The sequence below is a fragment of the Candidatus Phytoplasma asteris genome (assembly GCF_038505995.1).
GTDB lineage: Bacteria > Bacillota_I > Bacilli_A > Acholeplasmatales > Acholeplasmataceae > Phytoplasma > Phytoplasma asteris.
The window spans coordinates 638,361-664,502 of the sequence record NZ_CP128414.1; the positions used below are offsets into that span (position 1 = coordinate 638,361).

Annotated in this window: 22 protein-coding genes, 4 tRNA genes and 1 pseudogene; 11 read left to right on the top strand and 16 right to left on the bottom strand. The window is 29.3% G+C overall.

What is annotated here, in order from left to right; translation table 11 throughout:
- The first annotated feature begins 92 nt into the window (after positions 1–92).
- From QN326_RS03390 to QN326_RS03435, 10 genes are all read left to right on the top strand, one after another.
- Positions 93–2,336, top strand: coding sequence for an ATP-dependent helicase (locus QN326_RS03390; protein WP_342386488.1), 2,244 nt, complete (start codon positions 93–95; stop codon positions 2,334–2,336).
- A 117-nt stretch (positions 2,337–2,453) separates the two neighbouring features.
- Complete coding sequence (locus QN326_RS03395; protein ID WP_034172127.1) at positions 2,454–2,666, top strand: hypothetical protein; 213 nt, start codon at positions 2,454–2,456, stop codon at positions 2,664–2,666.
- A 10-nt stretch (positions 2,667–2,676) separates the two neighbouring features.
- Positions 2,677–3,255, top strand: coding sequence for a YqaJ viral recombinase family protein (locus tag QN326_RS03400; protein ID WP_011160971.1), 579 nt, complete (start codon positions 2,677–2,679; stop codon positions 3,253–3,255).
- Positions 3,256–3,483: 228 nt separating this feature from the next.
- Positions 3,484–3,657, top strand: a complete 174-nt coding sequence (rpsU, locus tag QN326_RS03405; RefSeq protein WP_011160972.1) for a 30S ribosomal protein S21 — start codon at positions 3,484–3,486, stop codon at positions 3,655–3,657.
- Positions 3,658–3,878: 221 nt separating this feature from the next.
- Positions 3,879–4,319: an rRNA maturation RNase YbeY gene (gene ybeY, locus QN326_RS03410; protein ID WP_011160973.1), complete on the top strand. Its 441-nt coding sequence runs from the start codon at positions 3,879–3,881 to the stop codon at positions 4,317–4,319.
- Positions 4,320–4,446: 127 nt separating this feature from the next.
- Complete coding sequence (era, locus tag QN326_RS03415) at positions 4,447–5,322, top strand: GTPase Era (protein WP_238568780.1); 876 nt, start codon at positions 4,447–4,449, stop codon at positions 5,320–5,322.
- A gap of 100 nt (positions 5,323–5,422) precedes the next feature.
- On the top strand, positions 5,423–6,781 hold the full coding sequence (locus QN326_RS03420) for a glycine--tRNA ligase (protein WP_342386489.1): 1,359 nt from the start codon (positions 5,423–5,425) through the stop codon (positions 6,779–6,781).
- A gap of 9 nt (positions 6,782–6,790) precedes the next feature.
- Entirely contained in the window at positions 6,791–8,605 is a 1,815-nt protein-coding gene (dnaG, locus tag QN326_RS03425; protein ID WP_342386490.1) for a DNA primase, read from the top strand.
- Between the two features lie 82 nt (positions 8,606–8,687).
- A complete protein-coding gene (gene rpoD / locus QN326_RS03430; RefSeq protein ID WP_342386491.1) occupies positions 8,688–10,085 on the top strand; it encodes an RNA polymerase sigma factor RpoD in 1,398 nt (465 codons plus the stop codon).
- Between the two features lies 1 nt (position 10,086).
- Complete coding sequence (locus tag QN326_RS03435; protein WP_342386492.1) at positions 10,087–10,530, top strand: class I SAM-dependent methyltransferase; 444 nt, start codon at positions 10,087–10,089, stop codon at positions 10,528–10,530.
- 272 nt (positions 10,531–10,802) lie between these two features.
- Here the strand turns inward: QN326_RS03435 and QN326_RS03440 are convergent, their stop codons facing one another.
- From QN326_RS03440 to QN326_RS03455, 4 genes are all read right to left on the bottom strand, one after another.
- Positions 10,803–11,222, bottom strand: a complete 420-nt coding sequence (locus QN326_RS03440; protein ID WP_034171969.1) for an HIT family protein — start codon at positions 11,220–11,222, stop codon at positions 10,803–10,805.
- A gap of 63 nt (positions 11,223–11,285) precedes the next feature.
- Positions 11,286–12,275, bottom strand: a complete 990-nt coding sequence (rnhC, locus tag QN326_RS03445) for a ribonuclease HIII (RefSeq protein ID WP_342386493.1) — start codon at positions 12,273–12,275, stop codon at positions 11,286–11,288.
- Positions 12,276–12,830: 555 nt separating this feature from the next.
- Positions 12,831–13,136, bottom strand: a complete 306-nt coding sequence (locus QN326_RS03450) for a Spx/MgsR family RNA polymerase-binding regulatory protein (protein ID WP_225904421.1) — start codon at positions 13,134–13,136, stop codon at positions 12,831–12,833.
- Positions 13,137–13,741: 605 nt separating this feature from the next.
- Positions 13,742–15,433 carry a ribonuclease J gene (locus tag QN326_RS03455; protein WP_342386494.1) on the bottom strand — a complete coding sequence of 564 codons (1,692 nt, stop codon included), beginning with the start codon at positions 15,431–15,433 and terminating at the stop codon, positions 13,742–13,744.
- A 192-nt stretch (positions 15,434–15,625) separates the two neighbouring features.
- Here QN326_RS03455 and QN326_RS03460 point away from each other — a divergent pair, with 192 nt between their 5' ends.
- A complete protein-coding gene (locus QN326_RS03460; protein WP_342386495.1) occupies positions 15,626–16,432 on the top strand; it encodes an HAD-IIB family hydrolase in 807 nt (268 codons plus the stop codon).
- 147 nt (positions 16,433–16,579) lie between these two features.
- On the opposite strand, the gene QN326_RS03465 is transcribed toward QN326_RS03460, so the two are convergent.
- The 12 genes and pseudogenes from QN326_RS03465 to QN326_RS03520 all read right to left on the bottom strand — a co-directional run bounded on the left by QN326_RS03465 (position 16,580) and on the right by QN326_RS03520 (position 26,050).
- Positions 16,580–16,654, bottom strand: a tRNA-Gly gene (locus QN326_RS03465).
- A gap of 20 nt (positions 16,655–16,674) precedes the next feature.
- A tRNA-Pro gene (locus QN326_RS03470) sits at positions 16,675–16,751 on the bottom strand.
- A 24-nt stretch (positions 16,752–16,775) separates the two neighbouring features.
- Positions 16,776–16,852, bottom strand: a tRNA-Arg gene (locus tag QN326_RS03475).
- 13 nt (positions 16,853–16,865) lie between these two features.
- Positions 16,866–16,941: transfer RNA gene (locus tag QN326_RS03480), tRNA-Glu, on the bottom strand.
- A gap of 322 nt (positions 16,942–17,263) precedes the next feature.
- On the bottom strand, positions 17,264–18,127 hold the full coding sequence (locus QN326_RS03485; RefSeq protein WP_034172012.1) for a DegV family protein: 864 nt from the start codon (positions 18,125–18,127) through the stop codon (positions 17,264–17,266).
- Between the two features lie 335 nt (positions 18,128–18,462).
- Complete coding sequence (locus QN326_RS03490) at positions 18,463–20,151, bottom strand: ribonuclease J (protein ID WP_238568761.1); 1,689 nt, start codon at positions 20,149–20,151, stop codon at positions 18,463–18,465.
- Positions 20,152–21,443: 1,292 nt separating this feature from the next.
- A complete protein-coding gene (locus tag QN326_RS03495) occupies positions 21,444–22,013 on the bottom strand; it encodes an ABC transporter permease subunit (RefSeq protein ID WP_342386496.1) in 570 nt (189 codons plus the stop codon).
- 113 nt (positions 22,014–22,126) lie between these two features.
- Positions 22,127–22,429, bottom strand: coding sequence for a hypothetical protein (locus tag QN326_RS03500; RefSeq protein ID WP_342386497.1), 303 nt, complete (start codon positions 22,427–22,429; stop codon positions 22,127–22,129).
- 96 nt (positions 22,430–22,525) lie between these two features.
- Positions 22,526–23,329, bottom strand: a complete 804-nt coding sequence (locus tag QN326_RS03505; protein WP_342386498.1) for a transporter substrate-binding domain-containing protein — start codon at positions 23,327–23,329, stop codon at positions 22,526–22,528.
- Positions 23,301–23,693, bottom strand: a pseudogene (locus tag QN326_RS03510) (transporter substrate-binding domain-containing protein); the annotation flags it as partial. The pseudogene QN326_RS03510 and the gene QN326_RS03505, both read right to left, overlap by 29 nt.
- A 364-nt stretch (positions 23,694–24,057) precedes the next feature.
- Positions 24,058–24,993 carry an IS3 family transposase gene (locus QN326_RS03515; protein WP_342386499.1) on the bottom strand — a complete coding sequence of 312 codons (936 nt, stop codon included), beginning with the start codon at positions 24,991–24,993 and terminating at the stop codon, positions 24,058–24,060.
- A gap of 430 nt (positions 24,994–25,423) precedes the next feature.
- Positions 25,424–26,050, bottom strand: a complete 627-nt coding sequence (locus QN326_RS03520; RefSeq protein ID WP_342386500.1) for a phase variable surface lipoprotein — start codon at positions 26,048–26,050, stop codon at positions 25,424–25,426.
- Between the last annotated feature and the right edge of the window lie 92 nt (positions 26,051–26,142).

A 26,142-nucleotide genomic window follows, 5' to 3' on the forward strand; every position in this document is an offset into this window, starting at 1 on the left:
AATAAATCCCATCAAATCACCCAACCAAAAAACACTCCCAGAAAAAACACCACAAAACAAAAAGGATAAACAACGAAATAAAAGGTATAAAAATGTTTTCCAATAAAACCAATTTTTTAGAAAAATTAAATAAACCCCAACTTGCAGCAGTCACAAGCAATGCTAAATCTTTTTATCTAGCAGCAGGAGCAGGCACTGGTAAAACCACCACTTTAAATGCTAAAATTGCTTATTTAATCGAACAAAAAAACTTACCAAGCAACCAAATTTTAGCCCTTACTTTCACCAACAAAGCTGCCAAACAAATGCAAGAAAAACTTGCCAAAATGATCGGTCAAGAAAAAACCAAAGGCATTACTATTTGCACTTTTCACTCTTTGGGAAACCAAATTTTGAGAAAATTTATCCCCTTTTTACCATTTTCATATCGCACCAATTTTAAAATTTTAGATGACAACGACTGCAAAAAAATCATCAAAGACATTTTAAAAGAAATGAATATCGACCCCAAAAGAATAAAAATTAGCGAATTAAGAAAAAACATTTCTGCTATCAAAAGAAAACACGAACCACAAAACAAAGACACTTTGCAACACGCAACCCAAAAAGAACACAATTTTCAACGTGAAAACAGATACGAATTCGAAATGCCAATCAAAGCTAAATATCAAATTTTTTTGCAAAACAATAATTTAGTTGATTTTGATGACCTTATTTTATATACGCACCAACTGCTCCAAGAAAATGCCGATGTAAGGGCTTTTTATCAACAAAAATTCCAATATTTATTAGTTGATGAATTCCAAGATACTGATTTTTTCCAATACCAAATTTTGACTCTTTTAGCCCAAAACCACCAAAATATTTTTGTAGTAGGAGACCCTGACCAAAACATTTATTCTTTTCGAGGAGCCAGATTTGAAAACAGCCAATTGTTCTTAAATAAATTTAGTCCTCAATTAGCTTTTTTGGAACAAAATTACCGTTCTTCTAAAAACATCCTAGACAAAGCCAACCTTTTGATTAAACACAACGAAGACCATCCTTTTAAAAAAAATCTCAAAAGCACTAAAAGCGGAGGCGAACCTGTTATTTACAAGTTTTTTTCAGATTATAAAGAAGAGACAGACTACATCACAAAAACCATCCAAAACCTTGTTTTACAAGGTATTTGCAGCTATAAAGATTTTACTATTTTATATCGCACTAACATTTTGGGACGCCCTTTGGAAGAAAAATTCTTAGCAAACAGCATTCCTTATCAAGTTTTTGGAGGTATTTCATTTTACCAAAGCAAAGTAGTCAAAGATTTTTTAGCTTATCTCAATGTTATTGCAAATCCCTCACAAGATTTTGATTTCAAACGCATCATTAACACCCCTAAAAGAGGAATTGGAACAACTTCACTTGCACATCTAGAACAACTTGCCCAAGAAAAAAACTTAGCTCTTTTTGACGCCCTTAACTACCTAGACCAAACTCCAATTCAACCAAATACCAAAACTAAACTAAACGAATTTAAAAAATTAATTACAGCTTTACGCCAAGAACTAATTAATGATTCTTTTGACTGTCTTAGTGATATAATTACTCATATTGATGAAAAAATTAAGTATTGTCACAAAAACGATGAAACTTACAAAATGCAATCAATAAAAGATTCTGAGACTGCTTTACATTACATCGAAGAATTAAAATCAGTTTTTATGCAAGCAGAAAAAAATTTGGAAGGAAACATTTTTGAAAAACTAACCCAACTTTTAGATCAAATATCTTTGTATAGCGAAATTAACGAACAAACCGAACAAGACCCCAAAACCCCAAGCAAAAACGATCGCGTTAAACTTTCTACTATTCACAAAGTCAAAGGTTTAGAATTTAGAGTGGTTTTTATAGCTGCTTTTGAAGATATTTTTTTTGATTGCAACCAAAAAGAAAAAAGCGATTTAGAAGAATCAAGACGTCTAGCTTATGTAGCAATTACAAGAGCCGAAGAAAAGTTATTTTTAACTGGGGCTTATCAAAGAGTTTCATATGGCAAACAAATAGACAGTCAACCTTCACGCTTTTTACAAGAAATGGGCTTTTTTTCAAAAGAAACCCAAAGACCAAATTATTTTTCCCCACATTTATTTCAACCAAACCAATCAAACCAAGTATCTTGCACTAATGAAAATGGCTTTTTTCAAAAAGGAGACAAAGTCAAACACAAAACTCTCGGCTTGGGCGTAGTGGAAGCCATCATGCAAGATTTAATCCAAGTACGCTTTATAAATTCCCAAAATATAAAAATATTTGAAAATACAACTGCTTGTCTTGCTAAAATAAAAGAGTAAGTAAATTTTAAACATTTATCAAAAAACGAATCATCAATCATTATTTTATTAAATCGATTAGAAATTTAAAAACAACAAAACAACAAAATCAAATTACCAAAATCAAAGGAGATTTTTATGAATTATACCGTTTTTTTTGTAACTATTTGTACTTTTATCATTTTAAGTACTTTATTTTTAGCAGATAGCAACGACAGCTTTTCTTTGGGAAATTCTTTTTCCGAACAAAAACAAGGACGCAAAATCAAAGGCGAACAATTCTTCTTAAACTGCTTTCTTACTGTTTTAACCATGGCTTTTTTTGGACTTTCCTTTTGGTGCCAACAATAGTTGATGCCATATGCAATTAGAACAAAATACCTTAGCTTGGCACAATCATCGCAAAAAATACATTAATGCTTCCGAAGTAGCAGCTATCATGGGCTTAAATCCATTTGAAACCAAAGAGCAATTATTAAAAAGAAAAGTTTTTGGCACTCCAATCGAAGACAACGAAGCAATGAAACGCGGACGAATTTTGGAACCCCAAGCAAGAAATTTTTTCAACCAAACACAAAAAATGCAATTCGAACCCAAAGTCTTTGTCAAAGATTTCATGTCTGCTTCTTTGGATGGATGGGACGCCCAATCCCAAAGCCTCTTAGAAATCAAATGCCCCATTTCTTTTGCCTCTTATACTTGGCAATCCTTTTTAAATGAAGGAAAAATGCCTACTATCTATTATGCCCAACTCCAAGCCCAAATTTATTGTTCTCAATCAATTAAAGCTTACTTTTTAGTCTATCAAAACGACCAAACCAACAAAAATATCGAAGTCAAAGAAGACCCGAATTTTATCACAAACATGCTTGAACAGTGCAGTCATTTTTTTCAATTATACTTAAAAACTAAACAATTACAAAAACAACTTCAAATTTAAAATTACTCATTTATATAAATATAAAAATACATTATTACTATTGCATTTCATTTAACCGTATTTATGACAAATTTCACCATAAAAAACGACCATAAACAAAAGACAAAACCACTTACAAAAATATTTAATTATTTTTTTGCTTTTTCTTATTGACAAACAACAAAAAAAGAGATACAATATAATTAGTATTGCTAATTTTTAATTTGAGATTACGGAAAGGAGATATTAATGCCAAAAACTGTTTTTCGTAAAGGAGAAACTATCGAAGAAACGCTACGTCGTTTTAAAAGAGAAGTTTCTAAATCTGGTGTCCTAGCAGAAGCGCGTCGCAAAGAACATTATATTAAACCAAGCGTACAAAAGAAAAATCGCCAAAAAAATATGCGTAGTAAAAAGCGTTAATGTTTTAATCAATTAAAAGCTACTTGAAATAAGTTGCTTTTTTTATTTTATATTTTCTTATATTTGCTTAAGTTTTTTTTGCAAATGTCTTTTTATTTTATTCGTTCAAATGTTCGCTCAAATCATCAAAAAATAATCTCATTATTAAAAATTACCAAAAAAACAACTCAATTGCAACCAAAACTACAACCACCACCCAAACCCCAAATAGGAAATGCTAAATGATCATTAAAATCCACAATCAAACTTCTTTTTGCATCACACCTTTTAAATCTTTATTAATTAAAATGTTTTTACCCATCAAAGAAAAAAAATTAATGCATCTCATTTTTGTTACCAACGAAAAAATTCAAGAACTTAATTCCTTTTATCGCCAAAAAAATTATCCCACAGATGTTTTGTCTTTTCCTAATGATTTAACTTTTTTTGCAGGCTTAGAAGACAATTCTTTAGGCGATGTTTTTATTTCTTTTTCCAAAGCCCAAGTCCAAGCACAAACAGCCAAGCACAGTTTAGAACGCGAAATTGCTTTTTTAGCAGTGCATGGTTTTTTGCATCTTAAGGGTTATCAACACCGCACCGAAGAAGAGTTTCAAATAATGCTTGCTTTACAAGAAAAAATTTTACAAAACGTAGGTCTAAATTTAGACAAAACCACATAAAACAGCAGCAGCAGCCCCAAATCCCATAAAAACCAAAAAAAAGAAACAAACCAAAATAAAAAAACCCGCACAAGCAACAACAAGGAAAAAGAAAAACAAAAAAATAACTAAGAAATTGAGGACTTACATGGATTTTAAATCTGGTTTTATTGCTATTTTGGGACGCCCAAACGTCGGCAAATCAACTCTTCTAAACGCATTAACCCAACAAAAAGTTGCCATCACAAGCGCCAAACCCCAAACAACACGCCACAAAATTATTGGCATTTGCCACGAACCTAACGCCCAATATATTTTTGTAGACACCCCAGGAATTAACCAATATAAACATTTATTGAACCAAAAAATGAACAACATCGCTTTTCAAAGCATCAAAGATGTTGATTTAATTCTCTTTTTAACAGATTCCTTTTATCATCCCAAAGAAGAAACTTTGTTAAAAATGATTTTCCAAACCAAAAAACCAGTTTTTTTAGTCATCAATAAAATTGACCGTTTAAAGAGCAAAAGCCAAATTGATGCTATTATTTTAAGCTATTTAAACCATTTTTCTTTTCAAACAGTAATCCCACTTTCTGCTATCAAAGCCAAAAACACCACTTTTTTAAAAGAAAATATCTATCAAAATATCAAACCAGGGGTCGCTTACTATCCGCAAGACATGATTACTGATCAAAAAAAAGAACTTTGGATAGCAGAAATAATCCGCGAAAAAGTCCTTTATTATGTCCACGAAGAAATCCCTCACGCCTCAGCTGTAATAATTGAAAAAATGGAACAAAAAGAACATTTATTAGAAATTTGGGGCTTGATTTTGGTAGAAAGAAGCTCTCAAAAACAAATCTTAATTGGCAAGGCAGGCTCCAAACTCAAACAAATAGGAACACATGTTCGCCAAGACCTCAATTGCCATTTGCAAATCAAAACTCACATTAATTTATGGGTCAAGGTGTATCCTAATTGGCGCAACCAAAAAGATTTATTAAGTCGCTTTGGATATTAAATAATTATAATTGAAAAAACTCAAAAAAACAAAATCAAAAAAAAAAAAAAACAACGCAAAAATCAAAACCTCAACACCAACAACAAAAAGGAGCTTTGGGATGCAACATTTAGACAAAGTTATTTCATTAGCCAAACAAACAGGATTTGTATTTGCAGGCAGTGAAATTTATGGAGGACTTGCCAATAGTTGGGATTATGGTCCTTTAGGCAGTTTATTAAAAAACAACATTAAAAAAGCTTGGTTGCAAAAATTTGTCCAAGAACAACCCAATAATGTTTTGTTAGATGGATCCATTTTACTTAATTCTACCGTATGGAAAGCCTCAGGTCATCTGGATTCTTTTTCGGATCCCCTTACCGAAAATCAAGACACCAACAAGAGATTTCGTGCTGATAAACTCATCGAAAGCCACAATCCACAGTTAGATATTAGCGGTTGGTCCTACGAACAAATGCATGACTATTTAGTCAAAAACCAAGTCTTAGGAACTTCCAACTGGACACCCATCAGACCTTTTAACATGCTTTTTAAAACCCATCAAGGAGTCATTTTGGAAAACTCCAAACCTCTATATTTAAGACCTGAAACAGCACAAGGAATTTTTATCCAATTTAAAAACATTTTAAAAACTACCAGAAAAAAACTTCCCTTTGGAGTCTGCCAAATTGGAAAAGTATTCCGCAACGAAGTGACACCTGGCAACTTTATTTTCCGTACTTGTGAATTTGAACAAATGGAACTAGAATTTTTTTGCCAACCAGGCACCGAAGCCCATTGGTTTAACCACTGGAAAAACTTAATGTATGATTTTTTAATTACTTTGGGTATGAACCCGCAAAATTTAACATTTAAAGATCACAAAAAAGAAAACCTCAGCCATTATTCACAACAAACTTGCGATATTTTATTCAAATTTCCTTGGGGTTTTGATGAACTTTGGGGGATTGCTTCCAGAACAAACTTCGACTTGAAAACCCACCAACAACACTCCAAAAAAGATCTTACTTATTTTGACGAAACTACCAAACAAAAAATTTTACCCTACGTTATCGAACCTTCTTTAGGAATAGAAAGACTATTTTTTGCTTTTCTAATTAACAATTACCACGAAGAAAGCACCTCCAACGAAACAAGGCAAATCCTTACTTTTCACCCTTTTTTAGCACCTTACAAAGTAGCTGTTTTGCCATTAATCAAAAAAACACACAGCGCCAAAGCCCAAGAAATCCACCAGTATTTAGCCAAACATTTTGATGTTTGTTACGATGAGACCCAAAGTATTGGCAAAAGATACCGCAGACAAGATATGATTGGTACTCCTTTTTGTCTCACTGTAGACGACCAAACCCTTACCCACAACACAGTGACTTTAAGAAACCGTGACACAGCCCAACAACAAACCTTTTTACTAGCAGAAGCCAAAAAATACATCCAAGAAAAAATTATTTTAAAATAACGGATCAAAATGCAAGATAACAAACAATTAATTGATCAAATCAATGAAAAAATGCCTATCCTTGATTTAGTTCAAGAATTTGTACAATTAAAAAAATCAGGCAAAAATTACATGGGGTTGTGCCCTTTTCACGATGAAAAAACGCCTTCTTTTTCTGTGTCTCCTGAAAGAAATATAGGAGTTTGTATGTCTTGTAAAAAAGGCGGTAATCCTGTTTTTTTTTACAAAAGCATCAAAAACATCCCTTTAAATCAAGCCATTTTTGAACTGGCAACCCGCTTGGGCATTGCTACTTCCCTACCCCAACAAAGCACCCATCAATACCAAAAATTCTACAACATCATGCAAGAAGCAGCAGATTTTTATTCCCATCAATTAAAACACAACAAACAAGTCCTCAATTATTTAGAAAAAAGAGGCTTTGACAATGACATAATAAAACATTTTAAATTAGGTTATGCTCCCAAAGCTTCCCATTTATCACGTTATTTAATGGAAGGTACCAAATTTGACCCTGATGACCTCAAAAAATTAAGTCTCATCAATCAAGACGACAAAACCGGCAACTTTTATGATTTTTTCAAAAACCGACTCATTTTTCCCATTACTAACAAATCAGGCCAAATTGTTGCTTTTTCCAGCCGCAGTCTAGATGATCAAATGCCTAAATATCTCAACAGTCCCGAAACAATAATTTTCAAAAAAGGCGAAACTTTGTATCAATACTACGAAACCCAAGCTGAAATCAGAAAAAAACAAAAAGTCATTTTGCATGAAGGTTTTTTTGATGTTATGGCATCTTTCAAAGCCCAATTCAAAAACGTAGTTGCTACCATGGGAACCAACCTTACTTTGGATCATGCCAAACTATTAAAAAAAATCACCGACAAAATAATTATTGCCTATGACGGCGACAAAGCAGGAAAAACCGCTACTTTAGAAATTGGAACCTTTCTCCAAAAAAACCACTTCAAAGTCCAAATAGTAGATTTTCCCAATAATCTAGACCCCGATGAATACATCAAAACTGAAGGACCCGAAAAATACCAACACCTTCTAAATGATAATTTAAAGGATTTTTTAGCTTTGAAAGTGGATTTGATTTGCCAACAAATGGATTCTTACAACAAAGCCCAAACCAAAAAAGAATTACAAGAACTATTCCAATCCTCAAGCTTTGAAATCAAAATGCTTTATCAAGAATACTTACAAAAAACATATCAACTAACAGTTAACCTTAATTCTCAAGTCTCCATTAACAAAGCCCCAAAACCTCCTTACATTGCTCATAACAAACAACAATTAAATTTAACCAAATTTGACATTAAAATAGAAATCATCATAGAATTGCTTTTAAATGCTGCTTTTTTCAAAACCCAAAACCCCAAAACATTTGCCACCATCAAAAAAACCCCCGGTTTTGATGACTTGCAATGCAGTTGTCTGCTAAACTATATTAAAAATTATTACAAGAAAAATCCTAAACAAACTTGTATTCCTTGGGAAGAAATCAAAAAAACCGCATTTAAAGAAAATATTGATGATTTATTAACATCTATCGAAAAACATCATTTTTTTAAAATGGAAAAGCGCCCTCTTTTACAAGATAAAGAAGGCAAAATATTTAACAATTATATAAAAGAATTAGAAATCCGCGACAAAATAGAACAAAAACAACAAAAAATAAATGAGTTAAATGATAAATTACTTCCAATAGATAACACTGAAAAAAACAAATTACAAAAAAAGAAAGACAAGCTCAAAAAAGAAAGAAGACAATTACAACAACAATTAAGCGAATTAGTAAATGATATATTTTGTTAAAAAACAAATCATCCAAAAAACCAAAATCAAAACAAGTTCATAGCCAAATTTTAATTAAAAAAAGAAAAAAGGGAGTTAATAAATGGAATTCGATAACATAATCAAAACTTTAAATGAGCAAGCTGGAAGCGAACAAAAACTAACATCTCAATTAATTATGTCTTTTTTGCAAAATAAAAACATAAAAATACCATATCAACAAATAGCACAAAACCTAAAAGAACAAGGGATTCAAATTATTTCTTGCGAAACACAAGTAGCTCCATCTCTAAATGAAAACCCCAATCAAAATGATACGCACCCCCAAACAAACACCACCAATGATGATTTTACTGACCTTGATTCCGAATTAACAAATGCAAACTTAGAAAACACAGATGACAACAAAGATGAAGACAACACACAAGACTCAGAAGAAGACATCCAAGATTTTGACATTTCTGAAGAGGACTTAATATCAGATGAAAAACTCATAGAATTAGAAGAAGACGAAGATGAAAAAATTTCTAAAGAAGAAATTTCTAAAATCCATTCTGATATTAAAATGGATGACTCAGTTCGCATGTATTTAAAAGAAATTGGTCAAATCCCTTTGCTTTCGATAGCAGAAGAACAAAAAAAATCCATTTTAGTTTTTTTAGGAAAACAAGCCAAACAAAAGCTTGCCAAGCACAAAACCAAAGAAATTGAATTATCCGAAGAACAACTCCAAGAAGCACATGACCAAATCGAACAAGCAAGGCGCGCCAAAGATATTTTGGTAGAATCCAATTATAGATTAGTAGTTTCCATTGCCAAACGATATATTGGAAGAGGCATTTTGTTTCTTGATTTAATCCAAGAAGGCAACATGGGCTTAATGCGTGCAGTAGATAAATTCGATTATCAAAAAGGATTTAAATTTTCTACCTATGCTACTTGGTGGATTAGACAAGCCATCACAAGAGCGATTGCCGATCAAGCAAGAACTATCCGAATTCCTGTCCACATCGTAGAAACTATTAATAAAATGGCACTTTGCACTCGCAAATTAACTCAAAAACTTAAGAAAAAACCTACAGTTGAAGAGTTAGCCGACAAAATGAATATTTCTGCTGAAAAAATTCGCAGCATCCAATATATTGAAAAAAAACCCATCTCTTTGGAAGCTCCCGCAAGAGAAAACGAAGAAGACGAAACTTCTTTGGGGGATTTTATCTCAGATCCCAACATTTTATCCCCCCACGAATACATGATGAAAGAAGTAACTCAAAAGCTTTTAGATGAAGTCCTAGAAAATACCTTAACTGACCGCGAGGAAAAAGTATTAAAAATGCGCTATGGTCTTTTAGATGGCAAAACCCACACTTTAGAAGAAGTAGGCACTTTATTTGGAGTTACTAGAGAAAGAATCCGCCAAATTGAATCCAAAGCTCTAAGACGACTCAGAACTCCAGCTAAACAAAGCAAATTAAAAAGTTTGTACCACAACCACAAATAAAATGAAACGAATCCCTTTTATTGTGTCTCTTACTAAAAATTATGACACCGTTGTAGACATCGGAACAGATCATGGTTTAGTACTCAAAAAGGCTTTTCAACAAGGCTATATCAAACAAGCAATTGCAGCAGATATAAGATTAAAACCTTTATTTCAAGCCCAAAAAAACCTTGCTTGCTATCCAGTTACTTTTTGTTTAAGTGACGGATTCCAAAACATTTGCCAAGATTTTGATCTTGCCCTAATTTGTGGTATGGGAACTTATGCTATTACTAAAATACTTGAAAAAAGTCCTGATAAAAGCAAACATTTTATATTAGGATCACAAAGCAATCAAGATTATCTTCAAGAATGGCTATTAAAAAACGATTTTCAAATTTTAGAAGAATATCATTTATTTGACAAATTTTTTTATCATTTCTTAAAAGTAACTCGCAAAAGATAATTTTTGCTTCCAATTACATATCTATGATTAAACCAAACTATTTTAATAGTTTGGTTTTTTTATTATAAGTTAATAATTGTGCCATTTTATAAACAAAAAAGACCAACGATTAAGCTGGTCTTAAATGTTATATTAAAATATTAAGTTGTCTAAATAAATGAAACAGTTAGAAAAGACCCATAAAAACCCATATAAATATTTTGTAAAGGTTTTATATCAAAAAAAGCAAGACAGCAATATATTTATTTTATGTTTCCTTAACAATATATTTTTTATTTATTCAAATGCGCTAAAATAGCTTTTTGAACTTTTTCATAATCTTGAGGAAACATCAAAGAAGCATTATTTTTAAAAACCAAATTAATTTCTTTTTCATCAAAACGAGGAATCAAATGCACATGATAATGAAAAACAGTCTGCCCTGCTACTTTGCCATTATTATTTAATAAATTGATTCCCTGAGCTTGAAAAACATCCATTAATACTTTGCTTATTTGATGTACCACTTTAAACAAATGGGCAAAAACATCTTCGGGCATCATCAAAATATCACGATATTCTTGTTTAGGCACCACCAAAGTGTGTCCTTTGGTCGCTTGGGTAATATCTAAAAAAGCAACTACTAAATTATCCTCATAAAGTAGATAACCAGGAACTTGTTTTTTGATAATTTTAGTAAAAATAGTTGACATAAAAACTCCTTTAAATGTGTTTTTGGATAAATAAACTTGCAATTAAGCACCAATATTATAAATTTATTCCATTTTGCGCACAATATTTTTAAAATTACACTTAGCAATTTGAGGCAAAATCTCTAATCCGTGTTGTTTTACTATCAAATCAATTTGCAAATCTACCAATTTGCCTGCTCCTAATTGCAATTTGGAATTAATTTGCTTAGAAAGTTTTGCTATTTGTGTTAAAAAAAGATATCTAGCAATAACAGAAGCCACAGCAACACTAAAATAAGAACTATCAGCCTTAGTTTCAAAAATAATCTTTGTATAAAACTCATTTTGGGCTTTTTGGTCTTGCAAATAATTAAAATAATTTTTAGGAAAACAAAACTGATCCAAAATGACAGGAACATTTGGAGAAGCTTTTAAAACGGTTTGCTTAATTGCTTCGTTATGCATTAAAGCCTTAATTTTGTTGAGATTACATTGTTTGATTGTTTGATTGTATTCTAAAGGCATCATTATTTTAACAGAATAAATAACTTCTTTCATAATTAAAGGAGCTAGCTGCATTATTTTTTCATCTGAGATTTTTTTGGATTCGGCAATAGTTCCTAATTTTTGCAAAAAAACAATATTTTTAGCAGTCAAGTAAACACAACAAACAATAACAGGACCAAAAACATCTCCTGTACCTACTTCATCAGAACCAATGGATGGAAGATAATAAGTTTTTTTGTTATAAAGTGGCAAAAATGAATTTGTCCCTGCATTGCTTTTAGTTTTTAACGTTGGGACTTGTTTGACTAATGAATGGCTAACTTCTTTTATTTCGCTATTATCGCTAACTGTTTTCATTTGCAATATTTTTTTAATAAAAGCAACGATAGATAAGGTATTTTTTCCTTGCACTAACAAAGTTCCGTTATTATAAACTGTTATTTTAGCCAAAGAATCATCTATAACAAAAGCAACCGTTTTATTAGGTGATAATTTTAATTGTTTGTAGTAGAATTTTTTAATTGTTGCTACTTGATTGTTGTTCAATTTGAAACTATAATTTGACATCACTTAATACCTCCTTAATATTTCTTGCATTTTGGCAGTTTTTGTTGTCTTTGGTTTTGCAAAAAAGACCAAAATTTGTCATCACTTCTTTTATTATATATCACAATAAACTGAAAAAAGATAAAATAACAAGCTAATATTTGCAATTTATATAAAAAAAATTAGAATATTTGAAAAACATTCTAACTTTGAATTGAAAATTATTTTTGCAAAATTATTTTTGATTAAAATTGCTTTTTGAAAGTCTTGCAACTTGCAACTTAGTTTATTTTTTTAATTACATCTTTTATAAATAGCCAATTTATAAATGGAAAGGGGCAAATATTGTTTTTAAACTTGAGTTTGTTTATGATAAAAGAAACTTTGCAAATGATAAGAGACTTTTTGCAACAAAAATATTGCTCTTCATTATTTATGGTTTTTAAAAAAGTTTTGCAATACTGTTTCATATTGATTATTTTCTTTATCTTTATAAAAATTAACATTATTTTCCATCAAGTAATAACGCAGTTTTTTGGGAATAAAAATACGAATTTCTTCTTCATTATACCCAATTTAAATTTTTTGATCTTTAATAATGATAGGTCTTTTTAAAATTTCAGGATTTTCAATAATAATTTTTTTGATGTTATCGGTGTTGATAGTTTCCAAATCTATTTGTTTTTCTTTAAAAATTTTGGAACGTCGCGAAATAATATCATCAAACCCATAATCACAATTTTTTAAAATTAAATCCAGATCTTGTGGTTGCATTTTATAATTTAACAAATTACGCTCTTCGTATCTTACCCCATGAGCTTTTAACCATTTTTTAACTTTTTTACAAGAAACACAACTAAAACTCGTATAAACAATTACCATAATTATTTATGCAATTCTCCTTTGATAAAATAAATTAATGAATGAATTTTGGCGTGCAAAAATGCGATATTCATATATTAAAAATATTATATTTTATTTTTAAAATGTAATAGTGCTATTAAAAATTTTAAATTATAATTAATTTGAGTTATAAAATGTAGAAGGTTTGTTTTTTAGTTAAATAATGGTTTAATTTTGAAAAATATTTATAATCCTAAGGCAAATCCAAAGGCAAAATGTTTTTTAATGCAACATCTGCATATACTAAAAGGAAAAACAAAAGGAAAATCAATGCAAGAAAAGAAAAAAGAATAAAAAGGGTAAAAAGTTATTAAAATGATCCCAAAATATTTAAAAAAGAGACCGTTTTATTTTTTAAAAAAGTTATTTATTGTTGTTCAATAAAAAATTTTAATATTAAAAAACGGTGTTAATATAAAAATCGAAATAAATTTGGAATAAAAAAATAATTCGATAAATAATAAAATAAATTTGGTGCACTATTTGCAAAAAAAGATATCATTGTAAAAAATCAAATAGTTTTGAAAATGGTTTTTTAAAATAATGGAAATAAGAAAATAATGAAAAAATGCTATAAACTACTTTTAAACTGTCAAAATAATAGGAATAATAATTGGATTTCTCAAAGTAATTCCGTATATTTTAGAGGCAAGATAATCAACGATAATTTTGTTTAAAGTCTCTTTTTGCACTTCATCTTGTTTAATAGCAGTTTCAATACTATTTTTAATATCATAAGAAATTTGTTTAATCATTTCTTGATTATCTTTCATATAAATAAAGCCACGAGAAACAATTGTTGGTAAATTAAGGACTTTTTTTCTTTTTAAATCAATACTCATAACAACAGAAAATAAGCCTTTTTCACTCAGACTACGACGTTCTTTTAGGATGGCATTGCCCACATCGTCTATTCCAGAAGCATCGATAAAGACGTTGCCTACATTCATTTTTTGGGTAATGGCAGCTTTTTCAGGAGCTAAGTTTACCATTTGTCCGTTTTCCAAAATAAAAATATTACTTTCTGGAATACCACATTCTAGAGCTAAATTTTTGTGTGCAATTAACATGCGATGTTCGCCGTGAACTGGAATAAAATATTTAGGCTTGGTAAGCGAAAGCATCAATTTCAGGTCATTTTGGTTACCGTGTCCTGATACGTGAGTGTTAATTAAAGGTCCGTGAGTGATGACGTTAACATTTTTTTTGAAAAGTAAATCAAAAATTTTATTAATGTTTTCTTGGTTGCCAGGAATGGGAGAAGAAGAAAAAATGATAGTATCTTTGGGACTTAACTTAATTTGTCTGTGAGTGTTGTTAGCAATTCTGCTTAAAGCTGCTAAGGGCTCTCCTTGTGAGCCGGTGCAAAGCAAGATAATATCGCGATATTTGTGAATGTTATTACTTGTGACAAGGGTGCCTTCAGGAATGTTAAGATAGCCATGTTTTTTGCCAATTTCCAAAGCTTTTTCCATGCTGCGCCCAAACACTGCAACTTTTCTTTTAGTCTGAATAGCAGCTTCTACAATTTGTTTGATGCGGTAAAAATTAGAAGCAAAAGTAACAATAATGATGCGGTCTGCAATATTTACAAAAAGTTCATTAATGGAAGCCCCAATAGTACTTTCGGATTGGACCAACCCAGATTGCTCGGCATTAGTAGAATCAGAAAGCAGGCACAAAACGCCTTCTTGTTTAATCTTGATTAATTTATCATATTGCGCTTCTGGACCTACTGGAGTATAATCAATTTTAAAATCCCCAGTATAAAAAATATTGCCGTATTTGGTGTTAAAAACGATCCCAAAAGTGTCAGGAATAGAGTGGTTAAGTCTGATGAAAGACACATTTACTTGATGGCTAAATTCGTATTTGGTATCATGGCTGTATTTTTCTATTTTGGGCAGGGCGCCAATTTCTTTATGCTCTGCTAATTTATGTTCTAACAAATAATATGCAATCCCTGAGACAAAAATTTTAGGAATACGCACTTTTTTAAGCAAATAAGGAATGCCTCCAATATGATCTTCATGTCCGTGAGTAACAAAAAGCCCTACAATACGCGATTCGTTTTTCAATAAATAATCATAATCGGGAATGACGTAATTGACTCCTAACAAAAAATCATCTGAAAACAAAATCCCTGAATCTACAATAAAAATTTGCTTGTGAATTTCAAAAACATACATGTTTTTCCCAACTTCGCCAAGCCCTCCCAAAGCAAAGAAAGAAACATCGGAATTATAGTTATTAATCTTTGGGTCTAAATTATTCATAAAAATTATTCTCCTTTAAATCTCATTAAAATCAATAAAAAACTTTTAAGGTTTCCTATTTTAACGATTATTACTACCTATATTATAGTATAATATAAGCAATAATTGTAATTAATTATTGTATAAAATTGATATTTTTAGCAAAAAAGACATTATAAATTATATTCATAAAGAAAATAGGTAATAAAGTTTATGAAAAAACTAATTTTTTTTGATATTGACGGCACTTTAAGAAGTAATAAAAATAAAGCTATTTTGCCTCAGACAAAAGCGTTAATCAAAGAGCTTTCACAAGGTCCTAATGTAGTTTTAGGAATTGCTACAGGCAGAAGTTATGCTAGATTAGGAGTTTTAAAAGAATTAAGACCTTTATTTAAATATTTAGTTTTGTGCAACGGCGCTCTTACAATGCAATCACAAAAGACGCAAGAAGAAAAAGTCCTTAATGAGGTTTGTTTTGACCAAAAAGATGTTATGCAAGTAAAAAAAGCAGCTGCTACAAATGGAGTTGCTTTAACTCTTTTTACCTTGGACCAAATTTTTGCCATAGATTTACAAAACGACCAAACACTCAACAATATTAACAGTTTTAAAGGGGAACAAAAACTAGTTCTAAATGATGCTTTTTTTGAGCAACAAAAAGTTTATCAAATGGTATTATTACATGAAAAAGAAAACGATAAAGAAAAGATACAACAATTTTTAAAAGATATGCCCCAATTAAAAGCTTACTTTTGGGATAGTGGTTTTGTTGATATAATGTATCAAAAAATAGACAAATCATACGGAATTAAGCAAATTAAGGCTCTTTATCCCGATCATCAATTAATTTGTATGGGAGACGGTCCCAACGACTTTGAAATGCTTAAATTAGCTGATGTGGCAATTACTATGGGAAATACCAAAATAGAAGATTTAAAAAATATTGCTAATTTTGTAAGCCCTCATATTGATGAAGACCGCATGTATGATTTTTTTAAGACTAAAAAAATAATTTAATAGTTTGAAAGAAAAGTTGTAACAATTTGTTGCAGCTTTTTTTGTTGTGTTAATATATAATAAAAGTTAAACCGCTTATCTCATCAATAAGCGGTTTAACTTTTTAGTTTATAGTTTTATTTTATATTTATTATGGGGAATAATAAATGGAGCGGGCGATGGGAATCGAACCCACGTCTTTAGCTTGGAAGGCTAAGGTAATGGCCATTATACGACGCCCGCATAGATAGTTAATTAAGGAATGGTCGGGAAGGCAGGATTTGAACCCGCGACCTCCTGGTCCCAAACCAGGCGCTATACCAAGCTAAGCTACTTCCCGTTAATTGCATTTATGATGTTTTAATGGCACACCCAAGAGGATTTGAACCCCTAGCCTTCTGATCCGTAGTCAGATGCTCTATCCAATTGAGCTATGGGTGCTTTTTTATCAAATTGGTGACCCGTACGGGATTTGAACCCGTGAATGCATGCGTGAAAGGCATGTGAGTTAACCGTTTCTCCAACGGGCCTAATATTTTTTATTTATACCTTGGAATAAATCATAAAGCACAAATAAAAATAATCTCTTAAAGTGGCATCAAAATAAAATAAGTTATTCAAAAGTTTTTTTAATTTTAACCAATAATTATTATACCAACATTGAGCCAAAAAGTCAAATAATAAAATTGTTTTATGAAAAATATTTGCAAAATATGTATTATTGCGATATTTTGGTGTAGAAATACAGTCGTGCAGGAACCCAAAAAATACATTTTGCAAGAATTAAGGAGCAAGAATTAATATTTATACTATTTTTCAATTTTGCAAAAACTATAATAATGGAAAATGGTACTATTTTTGAAATTTAGGTTTTCTAATAATTCCTACTCCAATAGCGCTGTCTCCTACATGACACCCAACAACAGGAGTTAAAGGGATTTGTACTAAATTTTTTAAGCCTAATTGGGTTTCTAAAACTTGTTGAAACTCGTTTTTTAATTCAGGGTGCCCTGTAAAAATTAAATGGATTTGATAATCATGATTTTGGGTATATTCTTTGATTTTAGAAGTTATGGCTAAAAGTGCTTTGTGGGAACTTAAAGTCTTTTTAATTAAGGCAATTTTGCCATCTTGTTGAACTTGCAAAATGGGATTTATTCTCAAAAGGCGCCCCAAAAAACTTTTTACTCCTACTAAACGTCCATTTTTAATTAATTGTGTAAGCTTTTTGGTCATAAAAAAAATGGTATTATTTTCTTTAATGAAATCTAAATGCTTAACAACTTGTTCTAGGGATTTGCCTTCTGCAAATAAACGATAAGCTTCTAGGGCAAAAAAACCTTCACAAAAACAGACAGTTTTAGTGTCATAACAGTGTACCTCAATTTTATCTGATACCATTTTTCCTGCTTGAATAATAGCATTATAAGTGCCGCTTAAAGCAGAAGATAGCGTAGTTACAAAAACTTTTTGATAACCTTGTAAAGCTAACTTTTCAAAATAAACTACCATTTCGCCAACCGATACTTGCGAAGTTTTAGGCATAAAATCAGGGTTGTTTTTAAACATTTGATAAAATTGATCGTATTTCATGGTTTTACCATCAATATATTCTTGATCGTCGATTAAAATTTTGATTCTAAAAATGTCAATATCACAAGAATGCGAGTAATAATCGAGACAACTAGTAGAAGTGGTTGCAACTTTTATTTTCACATCATTCTCCTTTAATTTGCTTTAGGGATGCCAATTATTTGCCATATAAAGGTTTTTGGTAATGAAAAATATTTGGAATATAATTAAAATATCAAAAGAAATTAGTATTAAAAATAGATGTTAGTTGGTTGTAATTAGGGTTTATTTGGGGTGAAGTAGTGCAAAAATGAAAAATACAAAAATAAATTGTCAGATTGGTCAAATTGAAAAAACAAAAGAGCAAAAAACAAAAGGAAGGCACAACAACAATAAATTAACTTTTTTATATTGAATTATTGTTTTTTGACAACTTTCTTATTATTTTGTATCGTATTTATTTGTATTTATTATTCGTTTTATTCACTTTTAACACTAATGAAAATAGGAATAACAATAGGTCTTTTTTTAGTTTCTTTGAATAAAAATTTAACTAATGATTCTCTAATATTTTTTTTGAAATCATTCCATTTAAGATACTTTTTTTTCAAAAAAATTTCACTTTTTTCATCAAAAATAGCTTTTAACTTAGGAAAAATATGACTAGTTTCAGAATCTGCCAAAAAGCCTTTACTTACTAATTGTGGAGCACCTACTATTTTTTTGTGTTTAGCATTAACATTGGCAACAACAATTACAACTCCATCCGCTGCTAAAAGTTCACGGTCTTTCATAATAAAATCTTGCCCACCAATAACGGGAGTACCATCAATTAAAATTTCTGTAAGAACGCCAGTATTAGATTCGGCAAAGGCATCTTTTTGTGGGTCACAATGCCAAATACTGCCATTTTCTAACAAGAAAGTTTGGTTGAGTTTGAATCCTAAACTTTGGGCAATTTTTTGCACTTGATATTGATGACGATATTCACCCATAACAGGAATAATGTATTGAGGTTTTAAAAAATTAAGCATCAATTTGAGGGTTTTTTCATAATCATTGGAACAAGCGTCTAGGTCTTTTACCAAAACATGGGCTTGAATATTGTGGCGTGACAAAAGATCTAGGGTTTGAGATTGCATTTTGGCAATTCCTGCCATTTCTTTGGACATTAACAACACTAAATCTTGGGGCGTTAAATGAATTAAAGTGTCTGTTTTTTGACACATTTTTTGCAAATGAAACAAAGATTCAAAATGTTTACCTAGCACAAAGACAACTAATTTTGGATGTTTTTTGGAGTCTTCTAGTGTTTTTAATTCCACTAAATTGAAGGAAGGCACTTTTAAAAAACCTTTTTTCAAAGCAATATCAATAATTTTTTCACTTTTTCTACCTAAAAAAGTTATTTTAAAATTAAGTCTACATGCCAAATCCACTATGGATTGAATTTTTAACAAATCAGGCATCAAAGAAGGAATAACAATAATACCTTCGGATTTAAGCAAGTGATTGCTAAAATAGTTATTCAATTTGTGCTCAAAACTCGATGCATCATTATTATGCGCAGATGTGCTAAAAGCCCCACGACAAGAAGGCAAAAAGGCAAGTACTTTGGGTTGTGCTAATTGAGCTAATCTTGTAAAATTAGTTTGAAAAAATTTATTTTTAGAATGCAATAATTTAAGGTCGCCAGAGTAAACGATGCTACCTCGTTTAGTTTGAAAAACCATTCCCAATGTTTCAGGAATCAATTGCGATGTAGCAAAAAAAGCCACTGCCACATCATCAAAAATAAGTCTTTCATCGCTTTTAACGATTTGTAGATTAAAATTGCGGTAATTAATTTTATGACTTTGAAAATGCGCTTTTAGAACTTGCATCGTAAAATAAGAAGCATAAACAGGGATATCAAAATCTTTCATCAAGTAAGGCAAGGCACCCAAATTGGTTTCAAAAGCTGATGATAAAAAAACGCCTTTAATCTTGTCTTTGATATCTTGTAATTTGTAATAATCAGCAATCATAGAATCGATGCCATAAAGAGCGGTATTGGGATATTTTAGTCCAGCATCAAGTAAAAAATAAGATTCGTTAATTTGCAAGACGTAAAAATTTTTTCCACTTTCGCCCAGTCCTCCTAAAGCAAAAAATTTAATGTCATTCACTTGGAACCTCCAGTTTGTAATTTGGAAATTATTCATAATTAAAGATGAAAATAATTTCTTGAAATGTTTTGAAAATTAAAAAAATAAAAATTAGGATTGAATTGGGATTTCAAATCCGGAATTGAGCATTGAAAAATATATTTAGGTTTGGTTCTTGGTTGTTGTTGGCATTGTTGAATTATTTAGTAAATATTTTTTCGTTTTGTCAATTTAGATGTTTTTGCAAAAGCGGGATTGGGATACGATAATGCCGCATTTATTTAATTTATCAATAAAAGACTTGCAAAATGCCCAAAATAAAAATCAAACAACAATTGCAATTCAATAAATTAAATGCAATAAAAGACTTGCAACAAATGCACGAAAACTTTTAGGAAACTTGCTTGTATTTTATTGTAGCAAAAATGTTATTTATTAGGTTAAAAGTATTTTATAAGAGTCAAAATCAAATTTTGAATAATTAAAAATATTATCCAGAAAGGAAAAAGAAAAGAAATATAATAAAAAATATTAGGTGGATTATTGATGGTTTTGGGCAATTTGATAATAATTTTAAATCATTAACAAAAAATATTTTTTCAGTTTTCTTTGGTTTTTTCAAATATTGCATTTTTTATTGGATATGAAAATCTCCAAAAGCAATTTTTTATTGATAAATATTTTTAATAATTTTCAAAATCATAAATAATTGAAAAAATAATTGACTTTGGGGTAAAACAGTTTTTTGAATTATTTATAATTTTTAAACTTGGCTTATATTTTTTTGCCAAAGAAATTGATTTTGAGGCGGGTTGTAAAAAATAAATTTTTTGCAAATATTTAGTTTTAGATTTAGATTTGATATTAAAATCTAGATTATAACTTTTTTACAAATTAATTTTAATATTATTGTTAGTATTAATTTGGTTTTTAAAATAAGCTGAATTATTGCTTTTGATTTGAATCATTATTTTTGATTTAAAAATTTAAACACCCAATAAAAATACTAAATATTATCTAATATACCTATATTATACTAAAAAAATAATTTTTAAAAACGCATTTTTGCCTTAAAGTTGACAAAAGAAATTATTTATGTAGTAAAACCCTCAATAAAGTGCGTAATTACTATTTGTTTATTTGTTACAATTTTGACTCAAATAATGAAGACCCACTAAAAAGCGGGTCTAGTTTTTGAAAATTGACAAAAATCTCAATTTTGTAATGATAAGAATAGTTGTTTTGCAACTTGTAATTTTAATATTATTAAATATTATATTTAATTTATAATTATTATATCATCATTTAAAAATTTAAACACTAATCACAGGTCTAAAAGAAGGGTTTAATTTTTTTTCTAAATATTTAGCCAAAGTATTATTACACTGAATTAAAACCAAATAAATTATGGAAAGAAGGACAAAAGGAGTTATGACATCAGCAGTAATTCCCATATTTCGGTTAGCAATCCAGCCCATTTCAACAAGCCCAATAAAAGCAAAAAAGGTACAATCTTTAATATTGGTAATAAATTGAGTCATGACAAAAGGAACTGATTTTTTTAATGCTTGCGGAAAAATAATATTGTAAAAAGTTTGTCTTTGAGTCATTCCCAAAGAAAAAGCAGCCTCAATTTGTCCTTTATCAACAAATTTAATATTTTGCATTAAAATCATAGTAAGACTTGCACCAGCATTAAGAGTAATTACAAATAATGCAGCATGTATTTGATTAATTTGGGGAAATCCATCAGGAAATAAATCAGGCATAAGGCCTTTACTAGGCCACCACAAACTAGTAGAAAACCATACTAACATTACTTGAGCTGCAATTGGCACTTCTTTTAATAACCAAATATAAGTATCAACACATTTAGAAATCATTTTATAACATGCTTTTACAAAAGTGTTATTAGTTCTTGTATTTGTTACTTTAGTCTTTGTGACTACTAAAAATAAAACTAATAAAAAACCTATTAATAAGCCATCAATACTAATTAATAAGGTATTATATAACCCTTTTTATAAGATGGGAAATTATAACACATTTTTTGCCACAAACCTAAATTTTTAATATTTCTCATTTTATAAGTAGCATTATAAACTCTATCTTCAAATTCTTTTAATTTGTCTCTAATGCTATTAAGTTTTTTTTCTAAACGAATTATTTCGCTTGTTTCTTTTGTATTGTCTTGTTCGTTGCTACTTCTTGTAGTTGTTTCTAAATTATTAAATTCTTTTTCTTGTGCTTGTTTTTCTTGAGCTTTTTTCTTGTAATTTTGTGTATCTATCTTTAACATTTTGTAATTTGGTTTGGTCTTTGTCTAAACATTGTTCCAAAGTATCAAATTCTAATTTTATTTCTTCAAATTGATTTTTTAATGAAATGTGTGCGGCTATGGTTTTTTATTTTTCTGTATCATCTTCAAAAGCAAAGGCACATTTTTTAAAACTCTAAATTTTTGTTCTTCTTGGGTTCTTTGGTTTAAGTTTTGATTGTTTTTTTGAGTTTTAGAATTATATGCCTTTTTATTTTTTAATTGGTCGTGTTCTTCTTTTATTTCTTTTCTTTTGCCGTCTAAACATTTTTCCAAAATATCAAATTCTAATTTAATCTCTTTTAATGCATCAAATCTTTCTTGGGCTTCATCAATTTTTTGTAGATTTCCAAGAATAAATTTATCTAAAACTTTAAATAAAGTACTAAATTCTTTTTCTTCTTCTGGTTTTCTTGTATTTTTGCCTTTTAAATCTTTGTATCTAGTTTCTTGGTCCTTTGTTCTTTTCTCTTTCTTTAATTCATGCAATCTTGTAAGAATATATTTAAGATCTTCAATAACATCTGTATCTTTTCCATCTTTGTCTTTTACATATTCTAAATTAAATATTTTCCTCAAAGCATCATTAACTTCTTTTTGTCTTTTGGTATCACCTTTTTTAAAAACAACTCCTACACCATTAGGACCTGATTGCAATTGAGGATCAGTTGAATCAAGAATAAAATACTTTAAATCTTTGTCTCCTTCAGTATTATAATGTGCTATTACATCATCAACTACAAAAATATCTGCTTTATTATTTCTAATAAATTCTAAATTAGGTCCAATATCATCTGAAGAAGTTTCTTTTTTGATAATATCTCTATTGTTTAATAATTTTTTAATATAACCTTTACCTAAAAAAATCTGTATCAGTAGCACTAGCAGTAACAGCTATAAAAGTAAATGATTTTTCTTTGCCTTCCTTTTTGGCATTTTCATATAAATTGTCTAAGTGATCAAATAAATCTTTATCTTTGACTCTTGCGTTGTGTGCAAAAAGATTAGATTCAAAATCTTTATTGTCCCTTCTTACTACAAATCCATTCATAGGAACATTATATGCAATACTAAAATCAACTTTGGCTTTTCTATCCTCAGTAATAGCAAGACATGAAGCAGTTATATCGGCTTTACCTGTTTCAATATCGCCTAATAATACTGCAAAAGTATTAATTGTTAATTCTAATTCTTTACCTTGTTGTTTGGCAATTTCTTTCAATAACAAAACTTCAAATCCAGTTAAACGTTCATCTTCTAAAGTAAGATGGCTATCTGTGCGCTGTTCCGTTTTTTAAGATAACTTTTTATTTTGAAATTGTGCTTTCAGACTAAAATCAAGTTGATAATTTCCTCTCTTTTTCAACAAAAGAAATATTTTATTGCATGAAAAAGTGTCTAAACTTTTTTTCATAATTCTTTAGTTTCAAAAGATATTTTTTTTAATATTTATCTTTACACTATCTAGTTAGGTAAAAAAAATGAAAAACTCGTTAACAAAATGAAAAGAAAATAATCTTTGGTATCAATTTAACATTTTTCTTAAAAAAAGGCGCACTAAAGTAACCTTTTTCAAGGTTATATTATTTGATGTTAAATCAACTAAAAATTTATCTCAGATTTTGAATATATTGAGATGGAGTTGAATAGTTTAATTTACTTAAAATCCATTGATTATTCCAAAATTGAGGAAAATGATTAATTAATTTTTTTATTTTATCAGGAGATTTTTGAAATAAAAATGGATTTTGATGTTGTAAGATTGTTTTCATTTGGCCGAAAAAGTTTTCAATTACGGCGTTATCACGAGGAGTAGCTTTTCTTGACATGCTAATTAAAAAACCTTTTTTTATTAAAGTTTGTTGAATTTTGAGTGATTGATAAACTTTTCCTTGATCGGAGTGAATAATACAAGGTTCTTTTAATGAAGGTAATTTTTTGATGGTGTTTAAAACTAAATCTTTATTTTGTTGGTTTGAAACATGTGAAGTGATGATTTGGTTATTAAAAGAGTCAATAATACAAGAAAAATAGAGAAAACCTTGATTAGTTTGAAAATAAGTAATATCAGTAAAGAGTTTTTGGAGGGGTTTGGTAGACATAAAATCTTGATTGATTAAATTAGGAATTATTTGGAGATTATTTTTTAAATTACGATAAGTAAAATTTTTTTTGATTCTTAAACGACAACTAATGTCGTTTTTTTTCATGATAGTATAAACTTTTTTCTTGGTAATGAATTCGTTAAAAGTTTTTTGGTATAAATCAGTGATTTTCCGATGACCGTAAAAATATTGATAATGGAGACATAAAGCTTTAATTCTTTTTTGTTGTAACAGGTATTTTTCTTCTTTTTCTTTTAGTTTAGTTTTAACTTTCAACCAATAATAAGTACTTCTTTTAATTTGAATTGTTTTTAAAATAGTGGTTAAATTCAGAGTTTGATTAAATTGGTTGACTAAATGAAAAACTATTTTTTTATCAATTTTTTTAATCTTTTCAATGATTTTTTGTAATAATTTAATTTTTTGTTTTAATTTTTGCATCTTAATACCAATTATCTTTATAAATTATTTTGAAATATATCAACTATTATACTTTAAAAGATGTTTTATTGGATAAATAAGCGCTTCAGCGCGTTCATCTTTTTATTTCATAGATAATATTCAATACTTGGTAAGGCAATTAATTTAAAAAATTAAAGTTGATTTAATAAGTTGATTTAATAATTAAAAAAAATTAAAAAAAATAAAATTACCTCAAAAAGAGGTTTTTATGATATCGACAAATAATAATGATATGAAAAATGATAATTCGATAATATCAAATATCGAGTATCATTATCATTATCGATATAAAATATCAAATATCACTCTTTAAATGAGTTAATATTTGTATAGGTTATTTTAAAAGTCAAACTGTTATAAAACTGTTAGTGAAGTGTTATAAAGTTGTTAGTGAAGTGTTATAAAGTTGTTAGTTTTCTTTTTTAATTAGATATTTATACATAGGATGTAATTTTTTCACCCGATAACCTTGTTTATCTTTTGTCAAAAAAGATTGAATGTATTTTAAATCTTCTTCTCGATAATAGATGATATTTAACCCTTTTTTATAGTTAGTTTTCATAGGATTATGGTATTTATCTCGCTTTTGAGGGTCTAATTGATATAATTGTAAAGTTTCTAATTGATTGACATCAATTTTCCCAATCAATTCTTTAAGCTTATTTTTAGTTTCATTTTGATAATTGATTTGAAATAGAGGATAGAGGTTTTTAAGGGGGTTATTTTGGCTTTTAAGAGGGGTTAAATCTGAAAGTAATAGTTTGCTATTACTAGAAGAGAAATTATCATTAATTAAGGTTAATTTCGTTTGTTTCATTTCTTCTAAGATTTGAGGGTCAACGAAGAGAGTTTGGTTTTTCGGGCGGTAATTGGCTTCTTGGTAGGTATTTTTCTTTTTAGAATGAGCGATAATAGTGAGATTGACCAAATCTTCTTTTAATATTTGTAAAAAGTTTTTAATTTGAGTTAAATCGTTAGGAGTGGTTTTCGTGTGCCAACCTCCAATTCTAATTTCTTGACTAATGTCGTTTTTCATCTTTTTTCTCCTTTTAAGATTGTTCGTTAGATAAAAAATAAAAACCCTAAATAGTTAAATTTATGGTATATTTACTTTTATGAGAGTGTATT

Bases quoted from the DNA above. Each gene is read 5' to 3' on its own strand.
- QN326_RS03390 (WP_342386488.1), top strand. From the start codon at position 93: ATGTTTTCCAATAAAACCAATTTTTTAGAAAAATTAAATAAACCCCAA.
- QN326_RS03395 (WP_034172127.1), top strand. From the start codon at position 2,454: ATGAATTATACCGTTTTTTTTGTAACTATTTGTACTTTTATCATTTTA.
- QN326_RS03400 (WP_011160971.1), top strand. From the start codon at position 2,677: ATGCAATTAGAACAAAATACCTTAGCTTGGCACAATCATCGCAAAAAA.
- rpsU (WP_011160972.1), top strand. From the start codon at position 3,484: ATGCCAAAAACTGTTTTTCGTAAAGGAGAAACTATCGAAGAAACGCTA.
- ybeY (WP_011160973.1), top strand. From the start codon at position 3,879: ATGATCATTAAAATCCACAATCAAACTTCTTTTTGCATCACACCTTTT.
- era (WP_238568780.1), top strand. From the start codon at position 4,447: ATGGATTTTAAATCTGGTTTTATTGCTATTTTGGGACGCCCAAACGTC.
- QN326_RS03420 (WP_342386489.1), top strand. From the start codon at position 5,423: ATGCAACATTTAGACAAAGTTATTTCATTAGCCAAACAAACAGGATTT.
- dnaG (WP_342386490.1), top strand. From the start codon at position 6,791: ATGCAAGATAACAAACAATTAATTGATCAAATCAATGAAAAAATGCCT.
- rpoD (WP_342386491.1), top strand. From the start codon at position 8,688: ATGGAATTCGATAACATAATCAAAACTTTAAATGAGCAAGCTGGAAGC.
- QN326_RS03435 (WP_342386492.1), top strand. From the start codon at position 10,087: ATGAAACGAATCCCTTTTATTGTGTCTCTTACTAAAAATTATGACACC.
- QN326_RS03440 (WP_034171969.1), bottom strand. From the start codon at position 11,222: ATGTCAACTATTTTTACTAAAATTATCAAAAAACAAGTTCCTGGTTAT.
- rnhC (WP_342386493.1), bottom strand. From the start codon at position 12,275: ATGTCAAATTATAGTTTCAAATTGAACAACAATCAAGTAGCAACAATT.
- QN326_RS03450 (WP_225904421.1), bottom strand. From the start codon at position 13,136: ATGGTAATTGTTTATACGAGTTTTAGTTGTGTTTCTTGTAAAAAAGTT.
- QN326_RS03455 (WP_342386494.1), bottom strand. From the start codon at position 15,433: ATGAATAATTTAGACCCAAAGATTAATAACTATAATTCCGATGTTTCT.
- QN326_RS03460 (WP_342386495.1), top strand. From the start codon at position 15,626: ATGAAAAAACTAATTTTTTTTGATATTGACGGCACTTTAAGAAGTAAT.
- QN326_RS03495 (WP_342386496.1), bottom strand. From the start codon at position 22,013: ATGATTTCTAAATGTGTTGATACTTATATTTGGTTATTAAAAGAAGTG.
- QN326_RS03500 (WP_342386497.1), bottom strand. From the start codon at position 22,429: ATGTTAAAGATAGATACACAAAATTACAAGAAAAAAGCTCAAGAAAAA.
- QN326_RS03515 (WP_342386499.1), bottom strand. From the start codon at position 24,993: ATGCAAAAATTAAAACAAAAAATTAAATTATTACAAAAAATCATTGAA.
- QN326_RS03520 (WP_342386500.1), bottom strand. From the start codon at position 26,050: ATGAAAAACGACATTAGTCAAGAAATTAGAATTGGAGGTTGGCACACG.